Annotated in this window: 15 protein-coding genes; 9 read left to right on the top strand and 6 right to left on the bottom strand. The window is 72.2% G+C overall.

From position 1 onward, the window contains the following. Position 1: 1 nt before the first annotated feature. Entirely contained in the window at positions 2-1276 is a 1275-nt protein-coding gene (locus BLT59_RS02230; RefSeq protein WP_091775972.1) for a ferredoxin:protochlorophyllide reductase (ATP-dependent) subunit N, read from the bottom strand. Next, a complete protein-coding gene (bchF, locus tag BLT59_RS02225; protein WP_091775969.1) occupies positions 1273-1779 on the bottom strand; it encodes a 2-vinyl bacteriochlorophyllide hydratase in 507 nt (168 codons plus the stop codon). The genes BLT59_RS02230 and bchF overlap by 4 nt, the downstream gene beginning before the upstream one ends. Positions 1780-2097: 318 nt before the next feature. Here bchF and BLT59_RS02220 point away from each other — a divergent pair, with 318 nt between their 5' ends. From BLT59_RS02220 to BLT59_RS02180, 9 genes are all read left to right on the top strand, one after another. Then, positions 2098-2988, top strand: a complete 891-nt coding sequence (locus BLT59_RS02220) for a cobalamin B12-binding domain-containing protein (protein ID WP_091775966.1) — start codon at positions 2098-2100, stop codon at positions 2986-2988. A gap of 29 nt (positions 2989-3017) precedes the next feature. Continuing rightward, positions 3018-4463 (top strand): transcriptional regulator PpsR, encoded by a 1446-nt coding sequence (gene ppsR / locus BLT59_RS02215; RefSeq protein WP_091775963.1) that lies wholly within the window; start codon positions 3018-3020, stop codon positions 4461-4463. 512 nt (positions 4464-4975) lie between these two features. After that, complete coding sequence (chlG, locus tag BLT59_RS02210; protein ID WP_091775960.1) at positions 4976-5860, top strand: chlorophyll synthase ChlG; 885 nt, start codon at positions 4976-4978, stop codon at positions 5858-5860. Next, the gene (locus BLT59_RS02205) at positions 5860-7191 is read left to right on the top strand and encodes a BCD family MFS transporter (RefSeq protein ID WP_091775957.1); all 1332 of its coding nucleotides are present in this window, start codon (positions 5860-5862) and stop codon (positions 7189-7191) included. The genes chlG and BLT59_RS02205 overlap by 1 nt, the downstream gene beginning before the upstream one ends. 4 nt (positions 7192-7195) lie before the next feature. Then, positions 7196-8422 carry a geranylgeranyl diphosphate reductase gene (locus BLT59_RS02200; protein ID WP_091775954.1) on the top strand — a complete coding sequence of 409 codons (1227 nt, stop codon included), beginning with the start codon at positions 7196-7198 and terminating at the stop codon, positions 8420-8422. A 5-nt stretch (positions 8423-8427) separates the two neighbouring features. Beyond that, positions 8428-8919, top strand: a complete 492-nt coding sequence (locus BLT59_RS02195) for a TspO/MBR family protein (RefSeq protein WP_091776538.1) — start codon at positions 8428-8430, stop codon at positions 8917-8919. Beyond that, complete coding sequence (locus tag BLT59_RS02190) at positions 8919-9269, top strand: hypothetical protein (RefSeq protein WP_091775951.1); 351 nt, start codon at positions 8919-8921, stop codon at positions 9267-9269. Before BLT59_RS02195 ends, BLT59_RS02190 begins: the two co-directional genes overlap by 1 nt. A gap of 31 nt (positions 9270-9300) precedes the next feature. After that, entirely contained in the window at positions 9301-10902 is a 1602-nt protein-coding gene (locus tag BLT59_RS02185) for a c-type cytochrome (protein WP_091775948.1), read from the top strand. Positions 10903-11054: 152 nt separating this feature from the next. Continuing rightward, positions 11055-11228 (top strand): YqaE/Pmp3 family membrane protein, encoded by a 174-nt coding sequence (locus BLT59_RS02180; RefSeq protein ID WP_012318839.1) that lies wholly within the window; start codon positions 11055-11057, stop codon positions 11226-11228. Positions 11229-11232: 4 nt separating this feature from the next. On the opposite strand, the gene BLT59_RS02175 is transcribed toward BLT59_RS02180, so the two are convergent. The 4 genes from BLT59_RS02175 to BLT59_RS02160 form a co-directional block, all read right to left on the bottom strand. Then, a complete protein-coding gene (locus BLT59_RS02175) occupies positions 11233-12726 on the bottom strand; it encodes a L,D-transpeptidase family protein (RefSeq protein WP_091775945.1) in 1494 nt (497 codons plus the stop codon). A 214-nt stretch (positions 12727-12940) separates the two neighbouring features. After that, entirely contained in the window at positions 12941-13672 is a 732-nt protein-coding gene (locus BLT59_RS02170) for a DUF1796 family putative cysteine peptidase (RefSeq protein ID WP_091775943.1), read from the bottom strand. Further along, positions 13669-14631, bottom strand: a complete 963-nt coding sequence (locus tag BLT59_RS02165) for an acetyl-CoA carboxylase carboxyltransferase subunit alpha (protein WP_091775941.1) — start codon at positions 14629-14631, stop codon at positions 13669-13671. Before BLT59_RS02165 ends, BLT59_RS02170 begins: the two co-directional genes overlap by 4 nt. A 126-nt stretch (positions 14632-14757) precedes the next feature. After that, a complete protein-coding gene (locus tag BLT59_RS02160) occupies positions 14758-15966 on the bottom strand; it encodes a DUF2252 family protein (RefSeq protein WP_091775938.1) in 1209 nt (402 codons plus the stop codon). Positions 15967-16071 lie beyond the last annotated feature (105 nt).

Below are 16071 nucleotides of genomic sequence, written 5' to 3'. Positions count from 1 at the left end.
GCTACACCTCCAGCAGGGCGCGGCGCCGGAGCGGGCGCACGAACAGCTCGGCGAGGTCGCCGGCCTGCTCGTAGCCCTGCACGGGCGTGAACAGCAGTTCGATCGACCACTTGGTCGAGAGCCCCTCCGCCTCCAGCGGGTTGGCGAGGCCGAGGCCGCAGATTGTGAGATCCGGCCGTGCCGCCCGGCAGCGGTCCATCTGGTCGTCGAGGCTCTGCCCCTCCGTCACCCGCGTGCCCGAGGGCAGCAGCTCGATCTCGGCTGCGAGATGCCCCCGGTGCAGGTACGGCGTCCCGACCTCTACGAGTTCTGCGTCGAGTTCACGGACGAGGAACCGGGCAAGCGGCACCTCCAGCTGCGAATCGGGGAAGAAGAACACGCGCTTGCCGCCGAGCTTCTCGCGGTGGGGCGCGAGGGCGGTCTCGGCGCGGGCGCGGCCCGCGGCTGTGGCCCGCTCGAACGCGGCCTCGGAGACGCCGAACGCCTCGGCGGCTGCCCGCAGCCAACCGGTCGTGCCTTCGGCGCCGAACGGGAATGGCGCGGGCAGCCGGTGGGCGCCGCGTTCATCGAGGGCCCGGGCCGTGTCGGTCAGGAAGGGCTGGGCCAGCAGATAGCGGGTGCCACGCCCGACGGCCGGCATCGCGCCGGCCCGGCGGGCGGGCAGGAACCGGACATCCGCGATACCCATCGCGGCGAACATTCGGAGAAACTGATCCTCCACTACGTCGGCCAGCGCTCCGACCACCAGCAGCGATGGTGCGGCTGCCACAGGTTCGCGAGGCAGGTCGGGCACGAGGGCGGCGAGGCAGGCATCCTCCCCTTGCGTGAAGGTCGTCTCGATGCCGGAGCCCGAATAGTTCAGCACCCGCACCGGTGTCAGTCGTCCCGACAGGCGCTGCGCCGCCCGGGATAGGTCGAGCTTGATCACCTCGGAAGGGCAGGAGCCCACCAGGAACAGGAGCTTGATGTCGGGCCGGCGCTCGATCAGCCGGGTGACGACCCGGTCGAGTTCCTCGTTGGCGTCGGCGAGGCCGGCGAGGTCGCGCTCATCGATGATCGCCGTGGCGAAGCGCGGCTCGGCGAAGATCATCACGCCGGCGGCGGACTGGATCAGGTGCGCGCAGGTGCGCGAGCCGACCACGAGGAAGAACGCGTCCTGGATCTTCCGGTGAAGCCAGACGATGCCGGTGAGCCCACAGAACACGGCCCGCTGACCCTGCTCCTGGCGCAGATCGATGCCGCCGCAGGGCGGCTTGTGAGCCACAGGAGCGTTCATGGCAGCGCTTCCGCGAGACGCGGCGCGTGGCCACCAGCACCCTCCAGCCGCGCTGCCCGGAGCTTCAGAAGGAACTGGGCCGCGTTGACCACGTAGGCCGCGTAGGCCGCCAGCGCGAGAAGCAGCAGCGCCTGCCCACTCATGGCGTCCGTAGCGAGGGCCGCGAGATAGGCGGTGTGGAGGGCCAGCACGAGCATGCTGACCACGTCCTCCCAGAAAAAGGCCGGGGCAAACAGCCAGCGGCCGAACACGACTTTTTCCCAGATCGAGCCGGTGACCATGATCGCGTAGAGCGCCAAGGTCTTCACGACGACCGAGATCTCGGCCGCGCATTGACCTTCGCCGGTGACCAGAGCGCGGAGCACCAGGCCAAGACTGATCAGGAAAATCGCGAACTGCACCGGTGCCAGCACCCCTTGGACCAGGGTCCAGGGTGAGGAATCACGCCGGCGCCGTTCGGCGAACGTGTAGAGCGGTTGAGCCGGTCGGCCCTCGGGGCCCATGCATCCGCTCCCTCGTGCTCGGCGCCGCCGGTGGCCCCGTCGTTGACAGAGGCTAGGGCGGAGATCCCGGAAGTGTCAAGTGTAGTTGACGGTTTTGGGGCATGACAGCGCGCGAGACATTTTTTCTTTCAATAAGATCATTGCCAAGATCGCCAGGAAGCGTATCGTCGGGCTCTACGGCAGAGATTGCCGCAGTTTGGCTTGTCAGCCCCAGGAACTGACGGACACGAAGAATAGGCAGGCGAGCAACGCTTCACCGAATGCACGCACGGTGCTGCCGGTCCCTCCGGGCCGGGGTCGTCTCAGGGAGGGGGGCCGATGGGAAACTGGAGGCATTTCGGTCACCGCCTGGATTACGATGCGCCGGCGGCCGGCTGCAGCCCGGTGAGCGATGGTCTGGCTGTGTTCCGCGACGCTCCCCTCGGCTGGTCCGAACCCAGGCGGCCTGCTCCGGATACGCTCGCCCGGGTGGTCGAGGCGGAGATCCTGCCCCGCCTGATGCTCGCCCACCGGCCCGCCGGGCGCCGCGTCCAGGCGGACCGTGCGCCGAGTCCGCAGGAAATCGCCGATTTCAGCACCCTGCTCCTGACGGCCGGTCCGGTCGATCTCGACGCCCGGGTGGAGGCGTTGCGCGACGGCGGCCTGCCCCTGGCGCGCCTGCTCCTCGACCTGCTCGCCCCGGCCGCCCGGCATCTCGGCGCGCTCTGGGAGGAGGATGCCTGCGACTTCCTGGCGGTGACGGAGGCGCTCGGGCGCCTCCACGCCATCAGCCGCCGCCTCTGCGCCGAGCTGGAGAACGAATCGGTTCCGGCCAACGGGCGCAGCGTGCTGCTGCTGCCTTGCCCCGGCGAGACCCATGTGTTCGGCCTGTCGCTCGTCGCGAGCTTCTTCCGGGAGACCGGCTGGGACGTGACCACGGCGGTGCCGGGGCCGGGGGTCGATCCCCTGGACCTGCTCCGCATCGACTGGTTCGACGTGGTCGGCCTGTCGCTCTCCTGCGATGTCCTGCTGCCCACCCTGGCGACGACGGTGACGGAGGTGCGCCGCCACTCCCGCAACCGGGAGATTCGCGTGCTGGTTGGCGGTCCCTTTTTCGCCCGCCACGGCGGCGAGGCAGGGATCGTCGGTGCCGATGCCTGCGCGTCGGATGCGTGCCTGGCGCCCGCCGCGGCGGAAGCTTTGCTGGACAGACAGGCATTGGCCTGCTGAAAGGGGCCTAACCCGATTATCACATTGCGGTGACCGTGACGCCTCAGCCTCGCCCCTCCCCGCAGCAGCCGCCCGCGGCCCTGCAGCAGGTGGCCGGCCTCCTCCAGGGCGAGGCGGTCGGACGCATCGTCGCGGCGTCCGCGGATCTGTCGCTCGTCATCGATGCCGACGGTGTGATTCGGGACGCCGTGGTCGGCGCCGAACTCGAGGCGGAGACCGTGGCGGGCTGGCTGGGCCGCCGCTGGATCGACACCGTGACGGTGGAGAGCCGCCCGAAGATCGACGCCCTCCTGCGCGACGCCCGGGCCGAGGGAGTCACCCGATGGCGCCAGGTGAACCACCCCTCGCCCGACGGCGCCGACCTGCCGATCCGGTACGCCTCGATCCGCCCGTCGGAGGATGGCCCGATCCTCGTGCTCGGCCGCGACATGCGGGCCGTGGCGGCCCTCCAGCGCCGCCTGCTGGAGACCCAGCAGGCCCTGGAACGGGATTACGAGCGGCTGCGCGCCGCCGAGACCCGGTATCGGCTGCTGTTCCAGATCTCCGGCGAGCCGGTGCTGGTGGTCGATGCCGGGACGCGCCGGGTGGCCGAGGTCAATCCCGCCGCGGCGCGGCTGCTCGGGCGGCCCGCCAAGCGGATCACCGGTCAGGACGCCGTCGACCTGTTCGATGCCGGCAGCGTCCGGGCCCTGGAGGCGCAGTTCGCTGCCCTGCGGGCGACCGGGCAGGCCGCGGAGATCCGGGCGACCCTGCCCCATGGGCGGGGAGAGGTCACGGTCTCGGCCTCGCTGTTCCGGGGCGAGGGCGGCGCGAGCGTCCTGATGCAGCTGGTCGCCGACCCCGCGGCCGCAATGGCCGGGCCCGATCAGGAGGCCCCCACCACCGCCGTGCTGGAGGCGATGCCGGAGGGATTCGTGGTCACCGACACGTCGCGGCGCGTCCTCATGGCCAATGCCGCCTTCCTGGAACTGGCGCAGCTCGCCACCGCCGGGCAGGCCCGTGGCCGTACCCTCGACCAGTGGCTCGGCCGCGACGAGACGGAGGCGCAGGCGCTGTTCGCGACGCTCGTGGACCACGGCGCCGTGCGCCGGTTCGCCACCGTCATCCGCGGCGCCTATGGCGGCGTGGAGGATGTGGAGGTCGCAGCGGTCTCGGTGGCCGGCCCCCGCCCCTGTCTCGGCTTCGCCATCCGGCCGGCCCCGCGGCGGATCCCCGAGGGGCGCCCGGGTGTCGGGCGGGAGGTGCCGCGCTCGGTGGAGCAGATGACCGAGCTGGTGGGCCGGGTTTCGATGAAGACCCTGGTGCGCGAGACGACGGACCTGATCGAGAAGCTCTGCATCGAGGCGGCCCTGCGGGTTACCCGGGACAACCGGGCCTCGGCGGCCGAGATGCTCGGCCTCAGCCGGCAGGGCCTCTACGTCAAGATGCGCCGCTACGGCGTCGGCGATCTGGACGATCCGGTCGAGGACGTCTGAGGCAGGGCGATCGGGACCGGGCAGGCGGCTGCCCTGTCCTGTCCTGCCCACGGGTTAAGGCGCTGCGCCCGTTCGACGATTCGGCGCCGCGCCGAGCCGCGCCATCCCTGATCCAGACGCTCCCTCCAGAACCCGCAAGGCGCGCTCGCCATCCGGTGCCGCAGGCGGTGCGGCGCTTCGGCGATCCTGGACCCCGGGCTCCGCTGCGTGCCCCCTGGGATGACGGGCAGGGGATGTCCCGGCGGCCTGCTTCGTCCGGGTGCGTGCGTCAGGCTGCGCCGCGCCGGCTCCCCCTGCATCCGGCCGCGCATCAGGGCGGATGGGACGCAGCGCCGCCGCCGCCGTCGTGCCGGATCCGTCCGCCGCGGAGGCGCGAACCGGTATAGTTGTCCCAGGAGCCGGATAATGTATTTTCGTCCTGCCGTTGTATTCGTCCGACAAGCGCCGCGCACATTCTATCGCCCGGTGTAAATCTGTCTTGACACTCGGCCGGAGCTCGGTAGCCTCCTGCCATGACCGCCACGCCCGCCCCGAGCGCCGTCATCGAGCTGCTGAAGCCGCTGACATGGTTCGCGCCGATGTGGGCCTTCGCCTGCGGGGTGATCTCCTCGGGCCAGCCGGCGAGCGGCCAATGGCCGGTGATCGCCGCCGGGGTGCTGCTGGCCGGCCCTCTGGTCTGCGCCACCAGCCAAGCCGCCAACGACTGGTTCGACCGCCACGTCGACGCGATCAACGAGCCGGACCGGCCGATTCCCTCCGGGCGCATCCCGGGCCGCTGGGGCCTCTACCTCGCGCTCGGCTGGACGCTGCTGTCGCTGGTGGTGGCCGCTGCCCTCGGACCGTGGATCCTCGGAGCCGCCCTGTTCGGGCTGGTGCTCGCCTGGATCTACTCGGCCCCGCCGGTGCGGCTGAAGCGGAACGGCTGGTGGGGCAACGCCGCGGTGGCGCTCTGCTACGAGGGGCTGCCCTGGTTCACCGGCGCCGCCGTCATGGCCGCCGCCCTGCCCGACCGGCGGGTGCTCCTGGTGGCGCTGCTCTACGCCGCCGGCGCCCACGGCATCATGACGCTCAACGATTTCAAGTCGGTGGAGGGCGACCGGCGCATGGGCCTGCTGTCCCTGCCGGTGCAGATGGGCTCGGAGCGCGCCGCGCGCTTCGCCTGCCTGGTCATGGCCCTGCCGCAGGTGGCGGTGATCGCGCTCCTCGTCGGCTGGGAGCGGTACTGGCATGCCGGCCTCGTCGCGGCGCTGCTCGCCGGCCAAGCCGCCCTGATGGCCCGGTTCCTCGAGAATCCCCGGGAGCGGGCGATCTGGTACAACGGCACCGGCACCACCCTCTACGTCCTCGGCATGCTGGTCGCGGCCTTCGCGCTGCGCCCGCTGGTGGGAGGGGCGTGATGGCAACGGACCCGAACGCAGGCCTCGGCTGGCCCCAGATCGTCCGCCTCGGCCTCGTCCAGACCGCGCTCGGCAGCGTCGTCGTGCTGATGACCGCCACCCTCAACCGGGTGATGGTGGTGGAGCTGGCGCTCCCCGCCGTCGTGCCGGGCCTGCTGGTCGCCCTGCACTACGCCGTGCAGGTCCTGCGCCCGCGCTGGGGCTACGGGTCCGACCGCAGCGGCCGGCGCACCCCCTGGATCGTCGGCGGCATGGCAGCCCTCTGCCTCGGCGGGTTCGGCGCCGCCTGCGGCACCGCGCTGGCGGCCGAGAACCTCGCCCTGGGGCTGGCGCTGGCCGCCCTCTCCTTCCTGTGCGTCGGGATGGGCGTGGGCGCGGCCGGGACCTCGCTCCTCGTCCTCCTGTCGGGGGGCGTCGCGCCGTCCCGGCGGGGCGCGGCCGCCACCATCGTCTGGGTGATGATGATCGTCGGCTTCGCCGTCACGGCGCCGCTCGCCGGGCATTTCCTGGATCCGTTCTCCGGCCTGCGGCTCGTCGCGGTCTCGGGCACGGTCTCGCTCGTCGCCTTCGGCGTGGCGGCGCTCGCGGTCGCCGGCATCGAGCGCCGCCTGCCGGTCCGGGCCCCCGAGGCCGCGGAGGCGCGCCGGCCGTTCCTCGCCGTGCTGGGCCAGGTGCTGGCCGACCCCGTGGCCCGGACCTTCACGATCTTCGTCTTCGTCTCGATGCTGGCCTACAGCGCCCAGGAGCTGATCCTGGAGCCCTATGCCGGCCTCGTCTTCGCGATGACGCCCGGCGCCACCACCAAGCTCGCCGGTCTCCAGCACGGCGGCGTGCTCGCCGGCATGCTGCTGGTGGCGGCGGTGACGCTCGCCGCCCGCGGCACCGCCCTCGCCTCCCTGCGGCTCTGGATCGGGATCGGCTGCGCCGGCTCGGCCGCCGCCCTGTTCGCCCTGGCGAGCGGCGCGGCGTCGGGCGCGGACGTCCCCCTGCGCGCGACGGTGTTCGCGCTCGGCGTCGCCAACGGCGCCTACGCGGTCGCCGCCATCGGCTCGATGATGGCGCTCGCCGGCCGCGGCGACGCGCGGGAGCGCGGCACCCGGATGGGCGTCTGGGGCGCCGCGCAGGGCGTCGCCTTCGGCGCCGGCGGCTTCCTCGGGGCCGCGGCGGTCGACGCCGTCCGGCTCGTCACCGCCGAACCCGTCCAGGCCTACGCGACGGTCTTCGCCGCGGAAGGGCTGCTGTTCCTCGTCGCGGTCGTCCTGGCGGCGCGGCTCGAACCCGCTCCGGCACCCGATACGGTGCCGCTCGAACCTGCCTTCAGCGCGAGGTGAGGCCATGGCCCGGTTGGACGATGGCGGCTCCGGCCGCGACAGCTACGACGTCGTCGTGGTCGGCGGCGGGCCGGCCGGCGCCACGGCGGCGACCGACCTGGCCCGGGCCGGCCACGCGGTGCTGCTCCTCGACAAGCCCGGCCGGATCAAGCCCTGCGGCGGCGCGATCCCGCCGCGGCTGATCCGCGACTTCGCGATCCCCGATGCGCTCCTGGTCGCGAAGATCCGGTCCGCCCGGATGGTGGCGCCGAGCGGCAAGGCCGTCGACATGCCGGTGGGCGAGGGCTTCGTCGGCATGGTCGACCGCGAGCATTTCGATCCCTGGCTGCGCGCCCGCGCGGAGGAGGCCGGCGCCGAGTTGCGCGCGGCGGCCTACGACCGGATCACCCGGCCCGACGACGGGCCGCCGCTGGTCCACTTCACGACCGGCGCGGGGGCCGGCCTCGCCCGCCACGCCGTCCGGGCGCGCCTCGTTGTCGGCGCCGACGGCGCCTGCTCGCCGGTCGGCCGCGCGGAGGTGCCGGGCCACGCCAAGATGCGGCAGGTCTTCGCCTACCACGAGATCCTGCGGGTGCCGGAGGCCGGCAGCCCCGGGGCCGCTTCGGTCGAGGCGACGCGCTGCGACGTCTACTACCAGGGCCGCCACTCGCCGGATTTCTACAGCTGGATCTTCCCCCACGGGGACACGCTGAGCATCGGCACCGGCAGCGCCCGGAAGGGCTTCTCGCTGCGCTCCTCGATCCGGGCGCTGCGCGCCGCCACCGGCCTCGACCACGCCGAGACCGTCCGCCGCGAGGGGGCGCCGCTGCCGCTCAAGCCCTTGAAGCGGTGGGACAACGGCCGGGACGTGCTGCTCGCGGGCGACGCCGCGGGCGTGGTCGCGCCGGCCTCCGGCGAGGGGATCTACTACGCGATGCTCGGCGGCCGGCTGTCGGCCGAGGCCGCCGCCGCCTTCCTGCGGACCGGGGACGCGCGCGCGCTCGCGGGCGCGCGGAAGCAGTTCATGAAGCTGCACGGCCGCGTGTTCTGGATCCTCGGGATGATGCAGTGGGTCTGGTACCGCAGCGACGGGTTGCGGGAGCGCTTCGTCTCGATCTGCCGGGACAAGGATGTCCAGCAGCTCACCTGGGACAGCTACATGAACAAGGAGCTGGTCCGGGCGAAGCCCGCCGCCCACGCGCGGATCTTCTTCAAGGACCTCGCCCACCTGTTCCGCTGGGTCTCGCCGTGAGCGTCCTGGCCGGCGCCGGCTGGGGGCCCCCCGCGGTCGCGGCCGTGGCTGCCGTGCTGGTGGCGGTGGCCGGCGCCTTCGCGACCACCACGGACGGCTGGTACCGGGGCCTGCGCGTGCCGGCCTGGAAGCCGCCGGACTGGGCGTTCGGGCCGGTCTGGACCGTGATCTTCGCGCTCACCGCCACCTCCGGGGTGCTCGCCTGGACCGGCGATGCCGACCCCGTCGCCCGGGGCGTGCTGCTCGCCGCCTTCGTGGCGAACGGCGTGCTCAACATCGCCTGGAGCGTGCTGTTCTTCCGGTTCCGCCGGCCGGACTGGGCGCTGGCCGAGGTGGCGGCCCTGTGGCTGTCGATCCTCGTGCTGGTGCTGGTCACCGGCCGGGTCTCGGGTGCAGCGGGGCTGATGAACCTGCCCTACCTCGCCTGGGTCAGCGTCGCCGCCTGCCTGAACCTGCGGATCGTCCGTCTCAACGCACCCTTCGGGGAGGCCGCGTGATGGAGGGCCTGTTCGCCTCGGGACGGATCGTCGACGGCATCCTGCTGCTGGTCGCCCTGGAGGCGCTGCTGCTGCTCTGGCTGAGCCGGCGCACGGCGCCGTTCGCGGGCCTGTCCCGGCCGGCGCTGCTCGCCACCCTCGCCTCCGGGGCGGCCCTGATGCTGGCCCTGCGCGCCGCCCTGGCCGGTTCCCCCTGGAGCGTGATCGCCGCCTGGATGCTCGCCGGGCTCGTCGCCCATCTCGTCGATCTCGGCCTGCGGATCCGCACCGCCATGGCGCATCGCCGCAGGTCTCCGACAACAGGAACAACGCCGCGAACGGATGCGTTCACGCGCGTCACTACTTTCTAATGACTATAATGTTCGCTGGGGAGACGTGATCATGCAGCGCACGAGGCAGCGCACGAATTCCCCCGCATCCGGCTGGGCCTCGGCCCCGTTCCTGGCGGGCCTCCTCCTGACCGTTCCGGCGCACGGGCAGGACGGGTCGGCCGACCAGATCGAGCGCGGCAAGTACCTCGTCACGATGGGCGATTGCGCGGCCTGCCACACGGCGCCGGGCGGCAAGTACCTCGCCGGCAACTACGCGCTGAACATGCCCTTCGGCGTGATCATGACCCCCAACCTCACCCCCGACAAGGAGACCGGGCTCGGCAACTGGAGCTACGACGACTTCGATAAGGCGTTCCGGCACGGCTACAGCAAGAATGTCGGCTACCTCTACCCGGCCTTCCCGTTCGGCTGGTTCACCAAGGTCACCGACGACGACACCCAGGCGATCTGGGCCTACCTGCGATCGGTCCCGGCGGTGAGCGAGAAGCGGCAGGAGAGCCAGATCCCGTTCCCGTTCAGCGTCCGCACCGCGCTGGTGACGTGGCGGACGGCCTTCTTCACCGACGAGCGCTTCAAGCCCGACCCGACGGCCAGCGCCGAGGTGAATCGCGGCGCCTACCTCGTGGAGGGGCTCGGCCATTGCGCCATGTGCCACAACGAGAACAAGCTCGTCGGCAATTCGAGCTTCGCGGGCCGGTTCGGCGGCGGCGTGATCGACGGCTGGTACGCCCCCAACATCACCCCGGACGGCCACCAGGGCATCGGCGCCTGGACCGACGAGCAGGTGGTGACCTACCTGAAGACCGGCACCGCGCCGGGCGACCGGCCGGGCGTCGCCGCCGGGCCGATGCGCCAGACCATCATGGAATCCCTCTCCAAGGTGAAGGAGGAGGACCTGAAGGCCATGGTCGCGTATCTCCGCACCGTGCCGGCCAAGCAGACCTACAAGCCCAAGGACCTCGCGGTCTTCGACGCGGCCGGCGCGCCCGGCGCCTCGACCTACCTGACCTACTGCTCCTCCTGCCACCAGCCCGACGGCAAGGGCATCGAGGGCGCGGTTCCGGCGCTCGCCGGCAACACCTCGGTGATGTCGGAGGGGCCCGAGACGGTGCTGCGGGTGATCTACGGGGGGCTCGCCGCCCAGAGCGGGCTCGCCCCGATGGTGGCGATCGGTCAGCAGATGACCGATGTCGAGGTGAAGAACGTCACCGACTACATCCGCAATTCCTGGGGCAACAAGGCGCCGCCGGTGACCGGCGACAAGGCCTCGGAGGCGCGCGCCGCCACCAAGACCATGCTGGCCGGCACCGCGCCCTGCGCGGAGATCGAGCAGGACAAGCTCAAGGCCGCCTTCGACAGGATCGGCATCCAGGCGAGCCTGACCGGGCTGAAGCAGCAGGATTTCGTGCCGACGCTCGTCCGGCTGGTGCAGCAGGTGAAGGCCGAGCCGACCGGCGTCACCGACGACGACATCGTCAACGGCCTGACCACGGCCTTCTGCAAGGTCGGCCGCGACGACCCGCAATACGGCAAGCCGAGCTGGCCCGCGGTGATCGGCACCTTCGCCAACGTCGCCTACAGCCAGGTGAAGCACCCGGAGAAGCAGGCGGCCAACGTCCCCTCCGCGACCACGCCGCCGGCGAAGAACTGAGGGGCTGCCGGTCCATTCGGGCGCGCCCGAATGGACCGGCGCGTCCGGGCGCCGCGGCCCCGGAACGACGGCCCGGGCTCAGCCTTGTCGGGAACGGATAAAAACGTGTTTCGTTGGAGCGGGGACGTGCCTACCTCACGCTCGGAGTGCCCGTGTCCAGCCTCGTCCGCATCCTGCTCGCGATCTTCTTCCCGCCGATCGCGGTTCTCGTGACCACCGGCTTCGGCCTGCAATTCCTGCTGAACATCCTGCTCTGGATCCTCGGCTGGCTGCCCGGCACGGTCCACGCCCTGTGGCTGATGAACCGCGACCGGCCGCTGGTCTGAGCCGTCAGGGCTTCCGGCCCTCGGGCTCGCCCTTCCGGAGGGCGGGCTTCGCCTCCGCCTTCGCGTCGCCCTTGCTGTCGACCTTGGCGGTCTTCACCGCATGGGTCTTGGCGGCCTTCGGGGCGACCGTCTCGGCGGCGTGGGCGAGCTTCACCGGCTCGGGCACGACCGCGGCGTCGACCGCCGGGGTCGGGGGCGCTGCCGGGGCCGGCTTGTCCTTGGCGAAGAGCTGGCCGAACAGCTTCTGGTAGCTGCTCGGATCGCCGTCCGCGTCCGCGACCGCGATCCGGGCGGGCTTGTCGGGCAGGGCCGCCGTGGTCTCGACCTGCGGGACCGGATCGGCGCGGTTCGCCATGAGCGTCGCGGGCGCCGGCTTGGCGGGCTCCCGCCCATGCCCCTTGCCGCCGGCCTTCGCGGCCTTCAGCGGCGCCGCCGGCTCGGCGCCGGCCATCATCACCGGCTGCCCCTTCGGCGTGACCTCGATCTCCTGCGGACCCGCCGCCAGGGTCTCGGGCCGGCTCACGTCGCCGAGATTGTGCCGGCCGTATTCCTTGGCATCGTAGGGCAGAACCGTCTCGGTGCCGCCGAGGCTCGCGAAGGCGCTGGCATTCTGCGGGCGGAAGACCGGGTTCTGGCCGCCATCCTGGTAGACGACCCGCACCGCCGGCGTGCCCTTGGCGACGAGTTCGGCGACCGCGCGCGTGTCGCGCTCGCTCTTCTCCGCCACCAGCGGATCGACCCGCGGCTTGCACGAGCCCGCCGCCGCGTCGGCCCCGCCGAACACGTACTTGGTCCCGCACTGGCCGACCTTCGGCTCCTCGCGCAGGGCCTCGAAATAGTCCGACCCCTCCTTGAGGTTCTGCCAGAAGGCGATGTTCGGGTCGTTGCGGAACTTGGCCATGTTCTCGGCCGTCATCCGGAACGGGTAGGACTGGAACTGGAAGCTGCGCTGGCCGCCGATGAACGCGTCGCGGGCGACGGCGTAGATCTCCGCGATGGTGGCGTCGGTCATCGCGAAGCAACCCGCCGACGAGCAGGTGCCGTGCACCATCAGGTACTTGCCGGTGCGCCCGTTGGCCCGGTCGACGGCGTTCGGGAAGCCCGTGTCGAACGACAGGTAGTACGCGGAGTTCGGGTTCATCAGGCCCGGGGTGATCGTGTAGAAGCCCTCGGGCGCCTGCCGGTCCCCCTCGCGGGTCTTCGGCCCGAGCTGGCCGGACCAGCGGCAGATCGGGTAGGTCTTCAGCAGGGCGTAGCGGCCGTCGTTCCCCCGCTTCCAGATCTCCATCTCCGCTTCCTTCTTGAAGGTGCGGATCAGGATCGGGTCGGAGGGCTGCATCCCCTTGGACTGCATCAACGCGACGGTCTGGGGGGCGATCGGCGCGAGGCTGCGCGCGCTCGGCCCGTTGATCCCGGAACCGTCCTGGCAGGCGGCGAGCGACAGGGCCAGCAGGGACGCTGCCGCCAGCAGTCGCGCGGTCGCGAGACGCGCCGTCATGGGGAACCTCGATCGTCTTACGCGCGCCCGCGGGCCTTGCTGGCCGCGTCGGGTGCCACTCCCCAACCCAATAGGCTCGTTAAGCTTGCGCCTTCCTTACCGCAAGGACCCGGCTGCAACACTGGATTGTTCTCTGGTGTGGAAAGCCCGCGGATGCACCCTATCCACAGCTCGCCGCGGCCGAGGCTCGACGAGGCCTTCCGGGCCCGCCCGCTCAGCCGAACAGGACCGGCCGCCGCGCCGCCTCGGTGCGGATGATCGCCACCAGCGCGGCGTCGTCGGCCGGGTCGGCCAGCCGCAGGCCGACCGGCTCGGAGGGCGTGTGCACGGTCAGCCAGCGCAGGGTGGGCCGGAGGTCGACCGCCTCGACCACCGCCATGCGCGGATGCCCGGTCTCCAGCTGCACGAAGGTCAGGTGGTTGCGGCTGGCGCGCTGCCCGAGCAGGTCGTCGATCGCCTCGACCACGTTCCGGGGCGTGTGGAGATGGGTCATCATCCACAGCCGGTTGTCGGTGCCCTTCGTGTCGAGGGCCGTGCGGATCCGGCGCACCCCCTCGGTCAGGAAGGCGTAATCCGCCTCGTTCGTCGCCGGGTCGTGGTGGTTGAACACGCATTCGAGCCCGTGCCGCTCCCGGTAGAGGCGGTGGCGCCCGCGCCAGATGTCGGGGCCGCGCCGCTCGGCCTCCGGGATGCTCTCCAGCTGGCTCCGGTCGATGAGCGCGGCGAAATCGTCGGCGAGGCAGTCCCGGGCCATGCCGGGCATGGAGAAGATCCAGTCCAGCGGGCCCGACCAATGGCGCAGGTCCAGGGTCTTGAGCACGTGCGCCATCTGGCAATTGCAGCCGAGGGAGACGTGGTTGTGCCGGCCCGGCTCCCGTGCGTCGCGCCGCCCCAGCAGCCGCCCGATCGCGCCGAACAGGCCGCCCGTCGCCCCGGGCTCGCTCACAGGGTCCGGCCGATCGCCAGGAACTTCTCCGCGCGCCGGTCGCGGACCTCGACGGGGGAGAGGCCGTCGAACTGGGCGAGGGCGTCGGCGACCGCGTCGCCCGCGGCCCGGATCGCCGCCTCGCGGTCGCGGTGCGCCCCGCCGGTGGCCTCCGGAATGATCCCGTCGATGACGCCGAGTCGCAGCAGGTCCTGGGCGGTGATCTTCATGGCGGTGGCGGCGTCGGAGGCGCGGCCCTGGTCGCGCCACAGGATCGAGGCGGCGCCCTCCGGCGAGATCACCCCGTAGATCGCGTGCTCCAGCATGAGCACCCGGTTGGCGGTGGCGAGCGCGATGGCGCCGCCCGAGCCGCCCTCCCCGATCACCACGGCGACGTTGGGCACGCCCAGCGCGAGGCAGGCCTCGGTCGAGCGGGCGATGGCCTCGGCCTGGCCGCGCTCCTCCGCCTCGATGCCCGGATAGGCGCCGGCGGTGTCCACGAAGGCGAGAACCGGCAGGCCGAACCGGTCGGCGGTCTCCATGAGGCGGACCGCCTTGCGGTAGCCCTCGGGCCGGGCCATCCCGAAATTGTGGCGCAGCCGCGCCTCGGTGGTGGCGCCCTTCTCCTGGCCGAGCACCAGGACCGGGCGTCCGCGGAACCGGCCGAACCCGCCCAGGATCGCCTCGTCCTCGCCGAAGCTGCGGTCCCCGGCCAGCGGCGTGAACTCGGTGATGAGCCCGCCGCAATAATCCACGAAATGCGGCCGCTGCGGGTGGCGCGCCACCTGGGTCTTCTGCCAGGGGGTGAGATTCGCGTAGATCTCGGCGAGCGCCTGTCCGGCCTTGGCCTCGAGCCGGCCGACCTCCTCGGCGATGGAGACCGCGCCGTCGCGCGCGCTCACGGCGCGCAGTTCCTCGAGCTTGGCCTCCAGCTCGGCGACCGGCTTCTCGAAGTCGAGGTAGGTGCGCGTCACCGCCATCGTATCTCAGGTCTTCCCGGAATCCGCCGCGCGGGGGCGGCGGGCGCGAGGTGTTGGCGATGGCGGGGGTGGTGTCAACCGGCGTCGTGGCGGAAGCGCCCCGCTTCCGGAGCGGCTGAGCCTGCCTCAGGCGGCTTCCCGCTCCTCCCGGGCGATCCGGTGGCAATGCTCCAGGTAGCCGCGCTGGTGCGCGCCCATCAGGTCGGTGACCGCGGACCAGAGCCAGCCGGGGGCGTCGGGGCCCGGTCCGGGCGTCCGCACGGCGTCGATCCAGGTCCGGCGGTCGGCCTCGCCCATCTGGCGGCCATGGGCCCGTCCCAGGATGGCGGCGAGGTGGCGGGAGACCCGCACCGCCTCGCCGCGGGAGAATTGCTCGGCATCGATCTTGAGATCCTGCGGCATCAGTTCCCGGACCGTGACGGGCGTGCCGCGGATATGACCGGCGACCATCCGGTCGCCGAGATTGGGCGACAGCGCCCGGGCGCCGGCGACCACCCGCTCGGCATGGTCGTCCGGCACGGCGATCCCGGCGGCGGCCGGCGCGAGGTGGGGCACCGCCTCCTTGACGTCGAGGAGGGCGAGCTGCGGACGGTCCCCGCCCAGAACCTCCACGAGGCCGGCGTAGCGCAGCCGTCCGAGGGAGCTGCAGCCCTTGATCCAGTAGGCGGCGTCGAGCAGCCGGATCTCGGCATCGGTCGCGGCGCCGCCCAGCGCCAGGACGAGGCGGCGGACCTCCGGGTCGCGGATCAGCGCCGCGACGGCATCCAGCTCCTCGGCGTCGAGGTCGAAGAACCGGCTGCCCCGCGGCAGCCGGGCGGCCTTGCCCTTCAGTCGCTCGCGCGAGAGATGGCGCCAGCGCCGGCCGAGCGCCCGGCGCTTGGTCGTGACGACGATCTCGGACGGGTCGAGGTCCCGCTCGGCGCCCTCGGGATCGGCGATCCCGTCGGCATAGCCGTCGGCCATGGCGTCCATCATCCGGGCGGTGACGATGCCGGGCAGCGTCGCGTTGAGCGCCGCGGTGACCAGGGAGAGCGCGAGCCGGACGAGGTCGAAGGCCGGGTTCGCCACCACGGTCTGGTCGAGGTCGCGGATCTGGATGTCGATCCGGCCGTCCGGGGCGGCAACCGCGCCGAGGTTGCCGAGATGGGCGTCGCCGCAGATCCAGACCGGCGGCCCTTCGGGCAGGGCGCCGGCCGGCATCCCGGCGATCAGTTCGTAGAACCGCGCCGTGCTGCCGCGGACATAGGCGTGCGGCGAGGAGGCGATCTTGCACAGGCGACGGTGGTTGAGCACGCTCGCGTCGCGACCGGATCGTGCCGGCACCTGCATCTCCATCCGCCCTGTCCGATTCCCTGAAGCGCTCCGCCGGTCCCGGCGGGCCGGCCGTGTCGGATAGCACGCCGAACGTGGGGCTTTCATCCTGGCCGGCATGTGCGCGTT

This window comes from Methylobacterium sp. UNC378MF, assembly GCF_900103195.1.
Lineage (GTDB): Bacteria > Pseudomonadota > Alphaproteobacteria > Rhizobiales > Beijerinckiaceae > Methylobacterium.
The sequence above is the reverse complement of the archived record's forward strand: the minus strand, read 5'-3'. Positions and strand labels throughout refer to the sequence as shown.

Excerpts from the sequence above, each read along its gene's own strand:
- BLT59_RS02230 (WP_091775972.1), bottom strand. The coding sequence starts at position 1,276 with ATGAACGCTCCTGTGGCTCACAAGCCGCCCTGCGGCGGCATCGATCTG.
- bchF (WP_091775969.1), bottom strand. The coding sequence starts at position 1,779 with ATGGGCCCCGAGGGCCGACCGGCTCAACCGCTCTACACGTTCGCCGAA.
- BLT59_RS02165 (WP_091775941.1), bottom strand. The coding sequence starts at position 14,631 with ATGGCGGTGACGCGCACCTACCTCGACTTCGAGAAGCCGGTCGCCGAG.
- BLT59_RS02160 (WP_091775938.1), bottom strand. The coding sequence starts at position 15,966 with ATGGAGATGCAGGTGCCGGCACGATCCGGTCGCGACGCGAGCGTGCTC.
- BLT59_RS02205 (WP_091775957.1), top strand. The coding sequence starts at position 5,860 with ATGGCAACGGACCCGAACGCAGGCCTCGGCTGGCCCCAGATCGTCCGC.
- chlG (WP_091775960.1), top strand. The coding sequence starts at position 4,976 with ATGACCGCCACGCCCGCCCCGAGCGCCGTCATCGAGCTGCTGAAGCCG.
- BLT59_RS02200 (WP_091775954.1), top strand. The coding sequence starts at position 7,196 with ATGGCCCGGTTGGACGATGGCGGCTCCGGCCGCGACAGCTACGACGTC.
- BLT59_RS02190 (WP_091775951.1), top strand. The coding sequence starts at position 8,919 with ATGGAGGGCCTGTTCGCCTCGGGACGGATCGTCGACGGCATCCTGCTG.
- BLT59_RS02185 (WP_091775948.1), top strand. The coding sequence starts at position 9,301 with ATGCAGCGCACGAGGCAGCGCACGAATTCCCCCGCATCCGGCTGGGCC.
- BLT59_RS02175 (WP_091775945.1), bottom strand. The coding sequence starts at position 12,726 with ATGACGGCGCGTCTCGCGACCGCGCGACTGCTGGCGGCAGCGTCCCTG.
- BLT59_RS02220 (WP_091775966.1), top strand. The coding sequence starts at position 2,098 with ATGGGAAACTGGAGGCATTTCGGTCACCGCCTGGATTACGATGCGCCG.